The 15,744-nt window shown below is 36.9% G+C and carries 17 protein-coding genes; all 17 read right to left on the bottom strand.

Annotated elements, in window-relative coordinates; genetic code table 11:
• Window positions 1-193: 193 nt before the first annotated feature.
• Window positions 194-1,258 (bottom strand): SIS domain-containing protein, encoded by a 1,065-nt coding sequence (locus tag NSQ89_RS19340; protein ID WP_095259230.1) that lies wholly within the window; start codon window positions 1,256-1,258, stop codon window positions 194-196.
• 14 nt (window positions 1,259-1,272) lie between these two features.
• On the bottom strand, window positions 1,273-2,082 hold the full coding sequence (locus NSQ89_RS19345; protein ID WP_047942039.1) for a PTS system mannose/fructose/sorbose family transporter subunit IID: 810 nt from the start codon (window positions 2,080-2,082) through the stop codon (window positions 1,273-1,275).
• The gene (locus NSQ89_RS19350) at window positions 2,075-2,863 is read right to left on the bottom strand and encodes a PTS mannose/fructose/sorbose/N-acetylgalactosamine transporter subunit IIC (RefSeq protein ID WP_047942037.1); all 789 of its coding nucleotides are present in this window, start codon (window positions 2,861-2,863) and stop codon (window positions 2,075-2,077) included. Before NSQ89_RS19350 ends, NSQ89_RS19345 begins: the two co-directional genes overlap by 8 nt.
• An 83-nt stretch (window positions 2,864-2,946) precedes the next feature.
• Window positions 2,947-3,426, bottom strand: a complete 480-nt coding sequence (locus NSQ89_RS19355; protein ID WP_341133065.1) for a PTS system mannose/fructose/N-acetylgalactosamine-transporter subunit IIB — start codon at window positions 3,424-3,426, stop codon at window positions 2,947-2,949.
• Between the two features lie 2 nt (window positions 3,427-3,428).
• Window positions 3,429-3,842, bottom strand: a complete 414-nt coding sequence (locus NSQ89_RS19360) for a PTS sugar transporter subunit IIA (protein ID WP_341133066.1) — start codon at window positions 3,840-3,842, stop codon at window positions 3,429-3,431.
• Between the two features lie 31 nt (window positions 3,843-3,873).
• Window positions 3,874-4,992, bottom strand: a complete 1,119-nt coding sequence (locus NSQ89_RS19365) for an ROK family transcriptional regulator (protein WP_047942029.1) — start codon at window positions 4,990-4,992, stop codon at window positions 3,874-3,876.
• Window positions 4,993-5,492: 500 nt separating this feature from the next.
• Window positions 5,493-6,245: an SIS domain-containing protein gene (locus NSQ89_RS19370; RefSeq protein ID WP_047942028.1), complete on the bottom strand. Its 753-nt coding sequence runs from the start codon at window positions 6,243-6,245 to the stop codon at window positions 5,493-5,495.
• A 3-nt stretch (window positions 6,246-6,248) separates the two neighbouring features.
• Window positions 6,249-6,962 (bottom strand): KDGP aldolase, encoded by a 714-nt coding sequence (locus NSQ89_RS19375; RefSeq protein WP_061799328.1) that lies wholly within the window; start codon window positions 6,960-6,962, stop codon window positions 6,249-6,251.
• Window position 6,963: 1 nt separating this feature from the next.
• Window positions 6,964-7,692, bottom strand: a complete 729-nt coding sequence (locus NSQ89_RS19380) for a creatininase family protein (RefSeq protein ID WP_144545724.1) — start codon at window positions 7,690-7,692, stop codon at window positions 6,964-6,966.
• A gap of 16 nt (window positions 7,693-7,708) precedes the next feature.
• A complete protein-coding gene (locus NSQ89_RS19385; RefSeq protein ID WP_047942023.1) occupies window positions 7,709-8,701 on the bottom strand; it encodes a phosphotriesterase family protein in 993 nt (330 codons plus the stop codon).
• Window positions 8,702-8,772: 71 nt separating this feature from the next.
• Window positions 8,773-10,068 (bottom strand): PTS ascorbate transporter subunit IIC, encoded by a 1,296-nt coding sequence (locus NSQ89_RS19390; protein WP_061799334.1) that lies wholly within the window; start codon window positions 10,066-10,068, stop codon window positions 8,773-8,775.
• A gap of 31 nt (window positions 10,069-10,099) precedes the next feature.
• Entirely contained in the window at window positions 10,100-10,366 is a 267-nt protein-coding gene (locus NSQ89_RS19395; RefSeq protein WP_047942018.1) for a PTS sugar transporter subunit IIB, read from the bottom strand.
• Window positions 10,366-10,806, bottom strand: coding sequence for a PTS sugar transporter subunit IIA (locus NSQ89_RS19400; protein ID WP_047942016.1), 441 nt, complete (start codon window positions 10,804-10,806; stop codon window positions 10,366-10,368). The genes NSQ89_RS19395 and NSQ89_RS19400 overlap by 1 nt, the downstream gene beginning before the upstream one ends.
• Window positions 10,807-10,822: 16 nt before the next feature.
• Window positions 10,823-12,943: a BglG family transcription antiterminator gene (locus NSQ89_RS19405; RefSeq protein ID WP_341133067.1), complete on the bottom strand. Its 2,121-nt coding sequence runs from the start codon at window positions 12,941-12,943 to the stop codon at window positions 10,823-10,825.
• A 161-nt stretch (window positions 12,944-13,104) separates the two neighbouring features.
• Window positions 13,105-13,992, bottom strand: coding sequence for a hypothetical protein (locus NSQ89_RS19410; protein ID WP_341133068.1), 888 nt, complete (start codon window positions 13,990-13,992; stop codon window positions 13,105-13,107).
• A 217-nt stretch (window positions 13,993-14,209) separates the two neighbouring features.
• On the bottom strand, window positions 14,210-14,446 hold the full coding sequence (locus NSQ89_RS19415; protein WP_047942012.1) for a ferredoxin: 237 nt from the start codon (window positions 14,444-14,446) through the stop codon (window positions 14,210-14,212).
• Between the two features lie 51 nt (window positions 14,447-14,497).
• Window positions 14,498-15,733, bottom strand: coding sequence for an amidohydrolase family protein (locus NSQ89_RS19420; protein WP_341133069.1), 1,236 nt, complete (start codon window positions 15,731-15,733; stop codon window positions 14,498-14,500).
• Window positions 15,734-15,744: the final 11 nt, after the last annotated feature.

Here is a 15,744-nt window from a genome sequence, read left to right on the forward strand (position 1 = left end):
TCTTCTTCTATTCCTCGAATCAAGGCTCTCACTCCCTGCCATCATATTTTCTCTATTTACATCCAAAAATAAGGAGCGAAAACTAAAAATTATAGAATCACTCCTTAAAATAGATAGGACATCTTTAAATTCAAAAAAGCCTATCTTCCTTTAGGTTAGAAAGATAGACTTACTGATCAGCTATTGCTAATCTTTATATTTTCCCGCTCAATTTTTTGCTTTCTAATTTCATATGGAATTTCGGATCTTTTGGTGTACTTGGATTAATTCCTTTTAAAGCAGGGACTATTGCACATATTAACTGTACTGCTATTGGATACACAAATGAATGATACAAATAATTATCTCCATTTTCTATCACCAAATTCTTATCCTCAAAACCATCTACCTTACTGCCAATGATATAGATATTATCTGTCCAGTCTGATAGGACGCTAATTAATTTATTTACTCTCGGCTCTTCTCCTGTATGCAAGAATATAATCGTAGAATCTTCATTAATTGCGTTATAGATTCCATGAATAAATTCTTCAAATTCATAACCAGTTACAGGAATACGCATCGTCTCTAATAATTTCAAAGCACCTTCTAAAGTATCCCCATATAATTCATTGGTGCCGACAATTCTTATTTCTTTTGCATTTTTTAGTTTTTCACTATTCTTTTGCACCCATTCTTCCGCAGAATAGTAAATATCTAGAAAGGCATCGCTTGTTTTATTTAATATTTCTATCACTTGCTTCGTTTCCTCACTACTCAATTTCCCATTTTCTTCACCAATATAAAGAGCTAAAAGAAGCAAATTTAATTTTGTGCAATAAAATCCTTTTGTTTTTGCACCTGCCTTCTCTTCCCCACATTGAACAGTCAGTACATAATCGGCAATTTCATCAATTAGTGCATTATCTGTTCCCGCCATGGATGCTATGATACATCCTGACTCTTTGGCTAATTTCATAGAATTGTAGGTAGAATAACTACTTCCCCCTTGCGAGATTCCAATAAAGAGTGTATTTTTTGTGTCCTTTGTTAATAATTCCTTTGTAATTTGAAAAGGATAATAAGCTTCTACAGATAATCCAGTTAACTCACGCATTTTTTGTTGAACTTGCGCCCCTGAATGATAACTAGTTCCAGATCCTGTAATAATAATTCTATTAATCTCCTCTTTTTTAACAGTAGAAAACAGCTCACTTGATAGTGCAATTATTTCCTTCATTTTTGCTGGGGTTTCTTTTAAATAATCTGTAATATTCATTAATAATCTCTCCTTTATAATATTCCAATCCAATGTATAATTATTCCAATAAAAATAGTCGCAATTGTCATCTTAGATATGCTTACTTTTTTTCTAATCATCCAAAAGACAACAAATGTTACTAATATTGGCAAAAGATTAGGCAAAATTTGATTCAATATGTCTTGAATTACTACTTCTGCTCCATTTACGCTAAATTTCAATGGTGTGGTGATATTTAACATAGTTGCTACCATTGCTCCCACTACAAGTAAACCAACTGTAGTAGCCATTGCCATAATTTTGTCCATCAGGCCTTCTTTTTGTATTCTTTCCAATGAATTCACACCAACAGAATAACCAAACTTTAATCCAAAAATTCTTACTAATAAATTGGGAACATTATAAAGCAGCAAAAACAGGATTGGACCAATCAGATTGCCATGCTCTGCAAAGGATATACCAATACCCGCGGCAATTATCCTCAATGTTCCCCAAAATAATGAATCTCCAATACCAGCTAACGGTCCCATAAGCGCTGTTTTTACCGCATTAATCGAACCAGTGTCAAAATCTTTATTATTTGCATTTTGTTCCTCCATCGCTGCACTAATTCCGGCAATAGTAGGAGAAACAACTGGTGTTGTATTAAAAATTTCCAAATGTCTTTTTAAAGCCTGTGCCTGTTCTTCTTCCTTTTCATATAATCTCTTGATTACCGGGATCATCGTATAACAAAAGCCGAGATTCTGCATTCTCTCATAGTTAAAGGCACCCTGCAGAGCAAATGACCGCCAAAAAACGCTTTGCAAGTCCTTTTTACTAAGCTTCTTCCCCTCACTCAAAGTTAATCTCTCCCTCCGTTAAATTATTACTTTCGTCCTTCTTCTTTCCAGCATCGTTATTATCAATGAAAAAGTTTAATAGAATTGCTAAACATACACCCATTAACGCTATTGCCATAACATCAAGTTCTAGATAGGATGCCGCTAAGAAACCAATAAAGAAAAATACGGCCATTTTTTTAGAAAACAGCATATCCATCAAGAGAGCAAATCCAATGGCTGGCAGCAGGTTTCCGGCAATAGTCATTCCCTCTAAAATCACTTTTGGAACTGAATTAATTAGATACGTAACTTTATCTGCCCCAAATAAAATTGCTAAAAAGGTTGGAACAAACACACTTAGGAAAAATAAAGAGATAGGTATCCACATCATGAGGGTAACTTTTTTAAAATCAGCTTTTTGCGCGTAATGATCAGCTTTATGTACAAAATAAGTATTAATTACCCTTACAAGTACACCTAGTGATTGAGCTAAAACTGCAATAGGAACTGCAAGTGCCAAGGCAACCTCCGGACCCTTTCCAGAAATTATCGCAAAAGCAGTACCCAAGACTCCTCCTGTCACAACATCGGGTGGTGTAGATGAACCGATGCCAGCAATCCCCATCCAGATTAATTCTAGTTGCGCACCAATAATAATCCCCGTCTTAAAATCACCAAGAACTAATCCAACCAATGCACCTAATACCAAAGGGCGTTCTAACATCAAGACTCCGAATAATCTGCTATCCAATATTCCTATACCGGCTATTAACCCCAATAATATTGCCTCATATAACAAAAATCTCGCCTCCCCTTATTCTTACTACCATTTTCTTAGATATGATGACGACCATTGTTCGTAGATCTTGATGAAATATTTTTTTATTTTAGTAAATCACTGAATGATTGTTTTTTATCTCTTGGCAATATTCTGAAATCTAATTTTATACCTAGCTGCTCTATTTGTTTCAGGTTATTGATATCTTTTTCGCTGACTGCAACTAAATCAGTCAATTTTTTCTTCCCTTCTTCGTATCTTAGCCCCCCAATATTTATCTCACTTATAGCACCTTGGGAGTTCTTAGCAACTTCTAGAGCATCATCTGTATTTCTTACCAGAACTAATACATTACTTTTTTTCGCTTCAGCAAATTTACTAATTATTTCTCCAGATTCTGCAACTCCTCTAATATATAATTTCACATTATTAGGTTTAGCCAAATCGAGAGCCATTGCTTTTACTTTGTCATTTTTCGCTTCGTCATTTACCACAAGAATAACATTTGCACCAACAGAAGGTGACCATCCAAAAGCAACTTGCCCATGGAGAAGACGATCATCAATCCTGAATAAAGAAATCATTTTCACACCACTCCTTTTACTAATTCATTGATGTATTTAATCCCATTTCTTCCTTCTTTAATAGATTCAGTTAATATCACTTCCAATGAATCTTCGTTATATGAAGTCATAATGGTAGTCAAAATCATAGGAAGATTCACACCCGAAACTAAATGAAATGTTTCATTTTCTGGTAAACTCAATAATATTTCAGAACAAATATTATTGACACTTCCCCCATACACATCTGTGAAAATAACAAGATCTGTTAAAGTATCGCTATAAATTAACTCTGTTAATTCCTTCTTTCCTACTTCTCCTGATTTTGATTTTGTCATACAAAAATAACTCATTTGGTGGTTTGTACCTATAATTAATTCAGCAGTCTCGATTAATGACTTGGCTAACTCACCATGTGTTGCAATAATGATTCTCACTATTCATCCCTCCATAAGATGGCTTTTTGTGTTATTGATTTTCTATCTGTTTAAACATAAACGCTATCGCACCAAGTGCTCCAGCATCCCCTCCAAGCCTAGCCAGACTTATTTCTGTTTTTATTGGAGTAAGGTTTGTAACTAATTCACTTATTTGATTGATTACGATATCCATCGATTCGGAAACATCTCCACCAATAATAACTCTTTCAGGATTTATTAGATTTGTTGCATTAGCGATAAAAACAGATAGTTCAATAACAAAACTATCTACGATAGAAATCACTTGTTCCTCTCCATGGGAATACTTTTGAAACAAAACTTCAGGGGAATAACCTGACTCTGCCAATGCAACTCCAGATACTTTTGATTCGAATACACCTGGTTTTCCCATCAGGTTAAACTTGCCATTTTCAAAATCACTCCGGCTTATTTGATAGGCAATCTCACCTGCTTGGTAATCATGACCATAAACTAGATTCCCTTCGTTAATAACTGCGCTTCCAACACTCTGCCCTATTTCAATGAATAAGAGATTTTTAATCCCTGAAGGATCCAGCCACATTTCGCCTAGACCTGCACAATTGACATCATTGTTTATGAAAGTGGGAAAAGGAAAATGCGGTTTGAAAATTTCATGAAGGTTAAGATTAGTCCAATTTAAAGCTTTTGCCCGAAATACTATTTCTGAATTAGCTCTACCAGGCACCCCTATGCCCATCCCTAGAATTTTTTCCTCTGGTATAGCAGATTCTTTTATGCTCTGTTTGACAATACTGATAATTTCTTCTACTTGATTCGTTAGCTTCACCTTTTTTTTAAAGATTATCTTTCCAACTAAATTGGTAATAATGATCAAAATTCTTACTCTATCAATGTCTAACCCAATCCCATAGGCTGAATCCGTGTTGTATCCTAACATTAATGCAGGTCTCCCACCACCTTTTACTGGACTTTGTTCTCCCATCTCAATTACTAACTTTTTTTCTAACAATTCTTCCACAATAGATGAAACCGTTGACTTACTTAGTGATAATTTCTTCGCAATTTGAGCTCTGCTAATTAACTTTTCTGTTTTAATTTCTTCCAATATCAATGACCGATTAATTTTTTTTATCAAGTCATGATGTGCTGCAACTTTGTTTTTCATAATGCTTTATCCTATCTCCAATACTAGTTTGTAAATCCTTTAAAATTTCTATTATTTCTTATTCACTTTAATTAGTTTTGTTACTGGACTAATTATTTGTATTATCGCATGAGTTTTCTGACATTTCAATATTTTTTTAAAAAAATTCTGATCATTCTACGATTTTATTAGTATTTTTTAATTGCGGGGGAAGATATCAGGGAACTTAAGGGATATATCAGCTAAAACGAGGAGGATATCAGCCAATGTAAGGGATATATCAGCCAAAACGAAGAGCATATCAGCCAAAACGGGGAGCATATCAGCCAAAACGGGGAGCATATCAGCCAAATGGGGGAAGAAAATTTATTTTGAAGATTCCTTTACTGAATTATCTTTATTTATACTAAAATAGAGCTCTCTCATACAGTAGAGAGAAGCCCTGTTAAAAGTTAATAAAAGAGACTTTCTTATAGAGTTAAAAATTCTATTTTCATGCCAATGATTAGCTGCCTCGTTACTTACTCCTCTTTCATATTTAAAGTTAGTAACGGGATTCTTTTTTCATATTTTTTTACTAATGCTTCATTATGGTCGTCAGATCCTTCTATATTTCCACTTAAGAAAACTGGTGGTTCAAAATCATGATCTGCCATGATTTTAATTGCCTCTGCGAAGATACTATTAAGAATAGTCGCACCAATAACAGTAGAAGTCGGGGCAAATGGTACCTTCACCTTATCGTAGCTTAAGATTGCATCTCCTTTAGCAGAATGATTATTTATCACTAAATCGACTGAATTAAAAAGATGGCTGCCGCTTTTATGACGAGAAGGCTGGCTTTGGGAATATTCTAATGAAGTTATCCCAATGACAAAAGCGCCTTTTTCTTTCGCATATTGCGCTACATCTACAGGGACAGGATTTCGCCCAGATGTGGATAACACAAAAACGATATCATTTGGCTTAATCTCATATTCCTCTATAAAGTTTTGTGCATAATCATTTTTGCGCTCTAGCTGGGAAGAACGCATTGCCCCTTCGTGAAGCATTAGCGGTTCGAATAAGATTGGTTTTAGGGGTACCAATCCACCAGCGCGGTAAAAAACCTCTTCTGTTAAGATATGCGAGTGGCCACATCCAAACAATTGAATAATACCATCATTTTCAATGCTGTCTGCGACTTTCTCCGCAGCCAATTGCAATTGCGCTTTTTCCTTTTCTAAAACGAGCTGCAGTAGATTGCTTACTTTTTCAAAATAGTTCGTTAGCATAAGTTAAGCCCCCAGTTTATTTAATATTTGTGCAACTTCCGTCGGAATGGTTTTCCCTGTTGCTTGGTCAATTGTGGAACCAAATATATGCGGCATAAAAAATTCTATTTCTATTTTCTTTACTGCATCAATGATTGTCTTTATATTGAACGCACTTATACCACCTGCAGGTTCAATACCACGAATTCCTTTTTGTGCAGCAACTTTTGTTAAATAGACAAGCTCCTCTAAATGAACTTCGCCGGATAGAGGCATAAATTTAATGGACTCCACTCCTAATACGAGCGCAATTTCTACGAATTCCTCTACTTTTACTTCCATACCTGAAGCTAATTTCACAGTTCCAACGGTTCCACTTGGTTTTACCAATGCATTAACAAGCTGAGGAGATGCTCCTTTTCCTTCTAGAAATCCTTTTGCATAGATGGCACTTTCAAATGGCTGATTAATATGTCCTGGATTAGAAATAGCGGCTATGTCGAGAACTCGTTTTGCATACACAGGATCTCCGCCACCGCCAAGACCGATAGAGACGATATCAACTACTTCCTTCAATTCTTTAACCTTACTAGCCCCTTCTTGCTTATTGGAAAAATCGGACGCTACGATTCCTGGAACAACAAAGCCTTTTCCAGCTTCCATGATATCCTGTACATTTTCTTTATCCTTTGCTAGAAAGTTGAATAAAACAAAATCAAAAAGCTTTTCTTTTAACATGTTAGCGGCCCTCTTTCATTTTTTCAATAATTTGTACCATGTTTTGAAGAGCAACTTTGATTATTTTTTCCCCTTTATCTATACGGGCTAATGTTGCATCACTTAAAATGGCTGTTTCGGTGAATTCTTCCCAAGGTGTTGGTGTCACATCGGCAATCATTGGAATGGTTGGCATATCATTTAATGCTTTCTCCATCGCAACAAACTCTGGAGCTAGATATAACATGTAGGATGTTTCTATTTCATCTGCGTGAAAGTATGTGCCATGGCTTGCTGGCGTTTCTCTAACTTCAGCAATAACTTTGCTTGTACCAGGATAAAATAGGTAGAGTACGATTAACTCTGGGTAAATTTCATAAAGCTTTCGTGCTGCTTCTTTCATGGCAAAAGCATTTCCTAGATGTCCATTAACCATGGCGAAAATTTGGAAGCCCTGACGGTATAAACTTTCTCCGATATCGAATAACATACTAATTAACGATTCATTCGATACATTGATGCTGCCAGGGAAGTTCTTTAAACTCCAAACCTGTCCATAAGGTAACGTCGGTAAAACAAATCCATTAACTTGTTCGGCGAGCTTCGCACTTAACCGTTCCGCTAAAAGATTATCTGTCCCTAATGGTAAATGCGGGCCGTGAGCCTCTACAGCTCCGATTGGTAAGATTGCGACCTTTTTATCGATTATTTTTCCTTTCACCTCAAAGGAGTTTTCGTATTGGAATTGCATGCTTACACCTCGCTCATTATTTTTTAAATGTAAAGCATCTTGCTGGGTTTTCTACAAAGAATTTATGAACCAGCTGCTCCCCATTAAAGCCTTTTTGATTTGCTTCCTCAATGAATCTAGGAACCCACTTGGCAATAATGTATTCGAGACCTAAGCCGTAATCATAATGTTTATAATAGCTTTTACGAGCTGTATCACCCGAAATAAGGATTTGATTTTCATAGCCCTTTTCTACTAAATGTAGAATGCATTCAATCCTTAGCGACTCTGGTGCGTATTTGATTTTCGCTATGCCGTCAAAACTTAAGAGTGCCCCTGTTTTCGCTATTTTTTCATGATAAGATGGATCTGGATTACGATCCATATGTCCTAGACTTAAGAATTCAAGATTCACATTTTCTGATTTTAATAGTTCGATTTGCTCTAATGCCATCGTGCCAACTTCAGTATGGGAATGGATTGGAGCTTTTGTTTCATGATGTGCTCTTGCTACTGCACGTAAAGTCTTCTCTTCTAAGGGCGTAATTCGGTTATAGCCTGTTCCGAATTTCACTTGTCCTGCTTTAAACGGCGTGCCTTCCAGTCCTTCTTCCACTTCTCTAATGACAAACTCCGTTAGTTTATTAATACTTGTTTGATCAATCCATTCCGCATAAGTATCGTAATTTCCAATAAGCGGTTTAAGCTCGTCTTTAATCTTTCCATCCCAAAGAAAGCTCTTGTTAAAACCAGCTGTACCGATAATGTGGAGATCCAGCTCATCCGATATTTCCTTTACCGCTTGCACATCGCGGCCATAATCAACGGCTGTAGCATCAACAATTGCTTGGCCTCCATGGCGTTTGAAATCAGCCACATCCTTTTTAGACTTTTCCTTATCATCTAATAGTAAATCATCCGCATCTCTTTCAGCCCAATAGGCTGGACGGCAAACAATATGTTCATGTGAATAAGTAAAACCTAACTCTTTAGGTTGAATATCTCCTCTTAATGTCCGAATAAAGCTCATTTTCATTTACCTCCTGATCGATTAAGTGAAAAACCGACATATGAATCAATGTCGGATTATATAATTGTTATTTAATTAAAGAGCATTCCGATCAATCTGAATAATGGTCCTAAGATGAACATATCAGAATCCGCAGCCCACATGGCGGTGTCTGGAATCGTCGAAGCAATCAGCGTTTTAACCATTAGATATTGTCCCCATGCGACAACGGTTGCTGTTATGAAGCCACCCATTAGAGCGCCGCGGACGCCGCCAGTTGCATTCCCAAAAACACCAGCAGTTGCTCCATGAAAGAATAGTACAATCATTGTTGGCACAAACACATACCCTACTGTTTGCCCTAAAATAATTAGCCAGATGATACCGCCAGCAAATGCGCCAAGGAATCCAAGAATAACGGCATTTGGAGCATAAGTGAATACGATAGGTGCATCTAATGCAGGTCTTGCACCAGGAACTAGTTTCGTAGCGATTCCGTTGAAGGCAGGAACAATCTCACCAATAAACATTTTCACCCCGAAAAGGACAACAGCAATACCAGCTGCAAAGGTAAAGGATTGAATAATGGCATACATGATAAAATTCTGATCGCCAGCTTGAGCAACTAAAGCATCTGCAGCAGGTGTATCTTTTAAAGAAAGAATAACAGCACCTATTACGAAGAGAATACTCATTGTCAGGGCAGTAATAACATTGGAGTCTCTAAGAAATTCAAGACCTTTCGGCAATTTGATTTTTTCCGCATCATTCTCTTTATTCCCAAACCATTTTCCAAACCAAGATGCAAGTAATGCAACGAGCGCAGAAGTGTGTCCTAGCGCTATTTGGTCATGGCCAGTAATTTTCCGCATATACGGCTGGACGATAGCTGGTTGGAAGGTCCAATAAATCCCCATAAATACGGATAATATAAGAACTAAAGCTGCGAATGGGATATTTGTTGTTGTATCGATAAGGACACCTGCAAATATCATGGTTGTCCAGAACATCATATGCCCTGTTAAGTAGATATATTTAAAGCGAGTGAATCTTGCTAATAACACGTTAATAACAAACCCGATAAACATCGCTAATGTAACTGCTGAGCCATATTTCGCATTGAAGGCTTCTTGTCCCATAAAAGCACTAAATTCTGCTCCTTCAATCCCAAATACTTCGCTCCACATCGGTTCAAATACTCCAAGGGAACCAGTAATAACACCTGCACCAGCATTAATGATTAAGAAACCAATCATTGCTTTAAATGTGCCGCTGATGATTTGGCTTGTATTCTTTTTCTGTAAGATTAAACCAAGCAACACAATAAAGCCTAATAAAATTGCCGGTATTCCGAAGAAGTTAGATGCTAGCCATTGAATGACCTCCATTGTTTGTTCCTCCTCTATTATTTAGGATTTATTAAACGATATTTGCTTCAAGAGCTGTTTTAATTTCATTTGTATCAAAGTAATTATTAACGATAATGATTTTGGAGGAATGTCCTGCTAATGACTGGGATAATTCATTACTTGTAATGATAAAGTCAGGACGTTCGGCAGAAGCACTGGAAACGTCTGTGTTTTCTACATCTGCGTCTATCCCCATTTGGCGCAGTACATTTTCTACATTAATTCGTAAAATCAAGCTTGTTCCTTGTCCTAATCCACATACGCATAAAATTTTCATTAGATTTGTCCTCCTATTAATGGTTTAATCTCTTCATAGCTTTGTGCATTCAGTAGTTTTTCTACATTTTCTTGATTTGATAGCAGTGCCGTTAATTTTTGCAGCACGGTAACATGCTCTGTACTAGAGGAAGCGCCTAAAGCGAATACTAACCTCACTGGGTCATTAGAAGAATGACCAAATTTAACCGGTGTCTTTAGTCTGACAAATGATACACATGCCTCTTTCACGCCGTCTTCTGGTCTTGCATGAGGGAGCGCTATATTTGGCGCAAGGACAAAATAAGGACCATTTGTTTGAAAAGAACGCACCATAGCATGTACATAAGTTTCTTCAACAAGTTTACTATTCATTAGAAGCTTCCCCGTGCTAATAATAGCCTCTTCCGGTGATGCAGCTTCTACATCTAAAGCAATTAGAGATTCCTCCAAAAATTTCATGTATCACACCTCCATGTTAGTTAACCAATTGCTGATCAATTAAGGATTGTTTCATATATTGATAGATATCCTGTGCTGTTTGAAGTTTGATTAATCTGTTCACTGTGTCTTTTTTGGAAAATAATCCTGTTAATTGGGATAAAGCCCTGAGATGTGATTCTTGATCCAAAGGAGCTAATGTAATGATTAAGGAAACATCATGCTTTTCATCATTTGAAAATGAAACGGCTTCTTCAAGTTTCAATAGACTGATGCCTAGTTTCTTGACGCCATCTTCTGGTTTAGCATGAGGAATCGCTACCTTCGGTGAAATAACAATATAAGGTCCATACTTTTCAATTTTTGAAATCATCGCATCTCGGTATGCTTCCGTAATATATTCACCTTCTATCAGGGAGCGAGCCGCTAATTTAATAGCTGATTTCCAATTTGGAACATTTAAAGTTGTCTGGATATGTTCTTCTTTTAAAATATCAAGTAAGTTTGGTTTATAGGCTTCGGTTATTGTCATTTCTGGACTATTTAAATATTGTCTTAATTCCTTCATCAACTCGTCTTTTTGATGTATCGTTGCATATCGTTCCACCACATCGATAATTCGATTTGTGGCAAGATGCTGCTTTTGCGTGCTATTAAAGATAGCGTTTACCTTTTTTAATAAACTTTCCTTTTCAGCATCCGATAGAATAGGACTAACGATAAAAACTGGTGTATCCTTTTTCTGAATCGCTGTTGTGGAAAAGACAAGATCAACATGATAGTTCTTCTTCTCATAATCTCTAACGGAAATAGAATCAGTAATATCAATTGTTGAGAATAACCCTTCTAATTGCTGTTTTAATATTTGAGAGGTGCCAATCCCATTTGCACACACGACTAATGCTTTTTTCCTAGTAATTAATGTTGTCCCAGCTCTCCTTAAGCACCCTCCAAAGTGAAAAGAAATATAAGCGATTTCATTTTCTGGCAGCTGCTTTCCAATCAGCTTTTCGAAGGGCTCAATCACCCTCTGCGTGAGGAAGTATACCTCTTCAAATTGGGATTTAACAGCGTCAACAATATTTTTTTCGACATCAAGTCCATATTTGACCCGATAAAAAGCAGGTTTTAAATGGAGAACGAGATTTTTCACCAGGGTTTCCTGATCATCAAATAAGGTACAAGCAAGGATTTGAAATTGATTCGTCATTATTTTGGCAATCTTCATTAACTCTTCTGAAAGGATATTGTCATTTAAATCTTCTTCCGAGTAATTAACACGCGCCCCTAATAAGTAAGTAGTTAAATAAATCTGTTCATCTTCAGGAAAGGTTGTTTGAAATATACGTTCGAGTTCCCTGCAAATTTGTTTTGCAACCAAAAATGCTTTCGTGTTCCGTAATACTTCCTTTTCCACTACATCCATTTTTATATATTTTGCTTGCGTTATTCTCATGCTAAATAGCATAAATCGCAAACTTAAGCTGTAAAGCATATTATCGGTAAACTTAATATTTAATTCTTTTTCGCTTTGAAACAGTAAATGATAAACTTGTTTCAGCAATGCTAAAAGTTGCTCACTGTTTTTGGCGTCGCTAAGTTGAATTTGCAGAGCAGCTACTAATGAATGCTGATTTTGGACGGGGATGGCAATCGATAAATAATACCCAATTGCTCTCCGAACTTCCGTTTCATCCCCTGATATGGTGTATCCTTGCTTCCGTTCAAAATCCAAATGAAGATGAAAAGAGCAAATATCCATTTTTAAAGATTTAATATCTTCAATAGTAGTCGTTCTACTAACTCTAGTTTTTTCCATTAGGTCTTCCAGAAAATATCGTTTTCCGCCCATTAAGATATAAATAGCAATCCATGCCTTGCGTTCATCTTGTGAGTATTCATAATGCCAGGCTTGGACTTTCTGTATGTTGGTTGGAATAAGCTTTTTCACTTTATCTGGAAGAATAAATCCCGCACTCCGCACTTTTTCCACCTTGTCGATTCCAAGGCTATCGAGCCAGTCATTGATTTTCTCTATATCATAATAGATGGTTCGGCGGGAAACATTTAATTTCTCTGTTAATTCTTCCACAGACATATATGAGTCTGCATGGATGAGTTGCATTAATATCGCAGTACTGCGTTTATCTAATGACATGTCATATTCCTCCTCGCACTTAAGTAATGTGCAAAAAGATAAAGGGCAATTGCTTAGCTTGATTCTACCCCCTATCTGTCTATATGGAAAGACCGATTATAATCAACAGCTTTTGTGCAAAATCGTACTCGTTAATCAGCATGATCCGAAAACAAATATTATTATCTGTATATACGCTCTTCCCCGTTCCCCAAGGGATACAACCGATATTCCCATCTATGTGTACATTCCTCCAGCATATAATAGCCGTTCTCTTCATTCCTCACTATCCGGGAACATTGCTGTCTTGGAATCGTTCCTGACTCCTTGTCGTTTTCAACTTCTATCCAGCTTTCATTCGCTGATTTATCATAACGAACCTCTAAGCGATTACCATTAATCTCTATCGCTTGCCCATCCTCTTTCTTCTCCGCCATTTTCATAAAAATGTCAATCCTTTCCGTCATTTCTGACGAAAAGGATTGGTTTTCTTCCTTCTTATTTTGGATAGCATTATTATGAGTAGAAGTGGGATTTAAATACACATCCTTTTCTCCCTCTAGCGTTGGAAAACGAACCACATCCTTTGTAATCCATTGGGCGTTTTCCCACCCTATGGCACTTTCATCTCCCCCATCACCCATATCGGAAGAACGAACCATTACTCTAATGGGTTGGCCGTCAAGATGCTTGCCGATAATTCCGAACTTTGTTTTGTAGAATTCATAATAATAAGTGGTTTCACCAAGGGTAAAATTCCGATGTTCAATCACTAACGACTGCCTGTTATCCGGAGAATCAATGGTCGTATAATTATTTTCCAAAAGAGAAACCATGAGCGCGTGTAAAAGCAAAATAGGAATACTGAGCATTAAACCAATTATCACCCAAAAGGAACGAATGCGAGCAGAACGAAATCCCATAATAGATAAAATCAAAATGTTAAGGATAAGTGGAAGGATATAACCAGTTGGCAGCAGGAAGATAAAATAATAGCCTGAAAAGTGCATGATGAGTAGTACTATATCCATTACGGCTAGTAAAGCCAGGAGCCATTTTGTTTTTGTCATTGTATCATCTCTTTTCTATAAATATATAGAAACTCTATGTAGTTACTATATTTATACCGTATTAATTAAATAAAAACAACGACATTCACTAATTAAGTTGCTTTACAGGTAAAATTTATCCCCATCTAATTTAGACGGGGATGCCTTTATCTTTTTCTCAAAATAGACTCTATCCACTCTTCTCTTCCCCAAAAAACTGTAAACACATTAACAAACTTCAACTCTCCTCACCAAACGGACAATTCTCTACCAAAATAGACCCAGTCGGACACCCATCAAGTGCATCGAATAAATCATCATATAATTCATCTGCTAACGCTACTGTTCCTGTATTATGATCTATCATCACCTCTGATAATCCTTCCTCATCGTAATCAAAAATCTCTGGGGCCGCTGCTCCACATGCTCCGCACGCAATACATGTATCCTTATCAACCATTACATATTTAGCCATTCTTATCCCCCTTCCCTCCATTTCTAGCTCGAGCTTCCTCTCCTAATCTTTTCATTTCCAGCTAGTTCTCTCCGGCACAGTCTCTACCACTAACGCTCCTTTCCTAAATAAATACCTACATTTTGGTTGCTTAAAGAAAATCTCATATACATCTTTTACTGAAAAGCAGACAAAATTCGCTTCTTTTCCTACTTCAATCCCATACTTATCCTTTATAGAGTAAGCTCGTGCTCCATTAACCGTAATCATGTTCACTATATGCTTCAGCTCCTCTCTTCCAGTCATATGTGCTAAATGAAGAGCCATGTGAGCCGCTTGAAGGATATTACCATTTCCGAATGGGTAAAAAGGAGTTTGGATATCATCATGGGCAATGCATACATTTACACCCTGTTCCGCTAACTCTTTCAAACGTGTAATACCTCTCCCCTTTGGATGAGCATCTGCTCTCCCTTGCATCGTAGTGTTAACTAATGGGCAGCAGACAATTGTAACTTGAGCCTTTTTCACTAATGACATGATTTTGTTGGCATATGCATCTGAATAATAAAGCATGGCATTAGCGTGGCTAGCGGTTACCTTTCCCTCCATTTTCTCCTGCATTGTCAGGCTTGCGACAACTTCAAGGAAACGAGAATGTTCATCATCGACTTCATCACAAAAAATATGAATTTCTTTTTCATATTTTTTGGCTAGAGAAAAAGCGAATTCCAATGATTGAATTCCTTCCTCTCTCGTATTTTCCAAGTGCGGAACTGCACTAACTGCATCAGCTCCTAGTAATATTGCTTTTTCTAACCGCTCTTGATTTTCCGGACAAGAAATAATTCCATTTTGCGGGAAAGCGATTATTTGAAGAGAAAGGAATGACTTCAGCTCTTCTCTTAATTCCATGATGGCATGCAAAGCTGTTAAGTCAGAATCGGAAATATCAACTGCTGCTCTCACATATAGCACGCCATATTCCATCAACATTTTAAGGGCTTTGAATGCTCTATTTTTCACATCTTCTTTAGTCAGCGATTGCTTTCTGACAGACCAAATATCAATTGCTTCTCCCAATGTACCAGATTGATTAAACCAAGGTTCCCCTGCTGTCAGCACCGTATCTAAATGCGTGTGCATCTCCACAAAAGGAGGCAGTAATACATTTCCTTCTAAATCCATTTCCTCATTCCCCATTAAATTGCTTGATGAAATGGAGTGGATTTTCCCATCCTTTATACCTATATTAGTAGGATTTCCCTTAAAAGGAAGCTGAGCATTCTTTAAAACTAGATCAAACATCTTCTCACTCC

This window comes from Niallia sp. FSL R7-0648, from assembly GCF_038007005.1.
GTDB classification, from domain to species: Bacteria; Bacillota; Bacilli; order Bacillales; family Cytobacillaceae; genus Niallia; species Niallia circulans.

Coding starts and splice junctions, on each gene's coding strand:
- NSQ89_RS19340 (WP_095259230.1), bottom strand. CDS start 1,258: ATGAATATTACAGATTATTTAAAAGAAACCCCAGCAAAAATGAAGGAA.
- NSQ89_RS19355 (WP_341133065.1), bottom strand. CDS start 3,426: ATGATTTCTTTATTCAGGATTGATGATCGTCTTCTCCATGGGCAAGTT.
- NSQ89_RS19365 (WP_047942029.1), bottom strand. CDS start 4,992: ATGAAAAACAAAGTTGCAGCACATCATGACTTGATAAAAAAAATTAAT.
- NSQ89_RS19370 (WP_047942028.1), bottom strand. CDS start 6,245: ATGCTAACGAACTATTTTGAAAAAGTAAGCAATCTACTGCAGCTCGTT.
- NSQ89_RS19375 (WP_061799328.1), bottom strand. CDS start 6,962: ATGTTAAAAGAAAAGCTTTTTGATTTTGTTTTATTCAACTTTCTAGCA.
- NSQ89_RS19380 (WP_144545724.1), bottom strand. CDS start 7,692: ATGCAATTCCAATACGAAAACTCCTTTGAGGTGAAAGGAAAAATAATC.
- NSQ89_RS19385 (WP_047942023.1), bottom strand. CDS start 8,701: ATGAGCTTTATTCGGACATTAAGAGGAGATATTCAACCTAAAGAGTTA.
- NSQ89_RS19390 (WP_061799334.1), bottom strand. CDS start 10,068: ATGGAGGTCATTCAATGGCTAGCATCTAACTTCTTCGGAATACCGGCA.
- NSQ89_RS19395 (WP_047942018.1), bottom strand. CDS start 10,366: ATGAAAATTTTATGCGTATGTGGATTAGGACAAGGAACAAGCTTGATT.
- NSQ89_RS19400 (WP_047942016.1), bottom strand. CDS start 10,806: ATGAAATTTTTGGAGGAATCTCTAATTGCTTTAGATGTAGAAGCTGCA.
- NSQ89_RS19405 (WP_341133067.1), bottom strand. CDS start 12,943: ATGTCATTAGATAAACGCAGTACTGCGATATTAATGCAACTCATCCAT.
- NSQ89_RS19410 (WP_341133068.1), bottom strand. CDS start 13,992: ATGACAAAAACAAAATGGCTCCTGGCTTTACTAGCCGTAATGGATATA.
- NSQ89_RS19415 (WP_047942012.1), bottom strand. CDS start 14,446: ATGGCTAAATATGTAATGGTTGATAAGGATACATGTATTGCGTGCGGA.
- NSQ89_RS19420 (WP_341133069.1), bottom strand. CDS start 15,733: ATGTTTGATCTAGTTTTAAAGAATGCTCAGCTTCCTTTTAAGGGAAAT.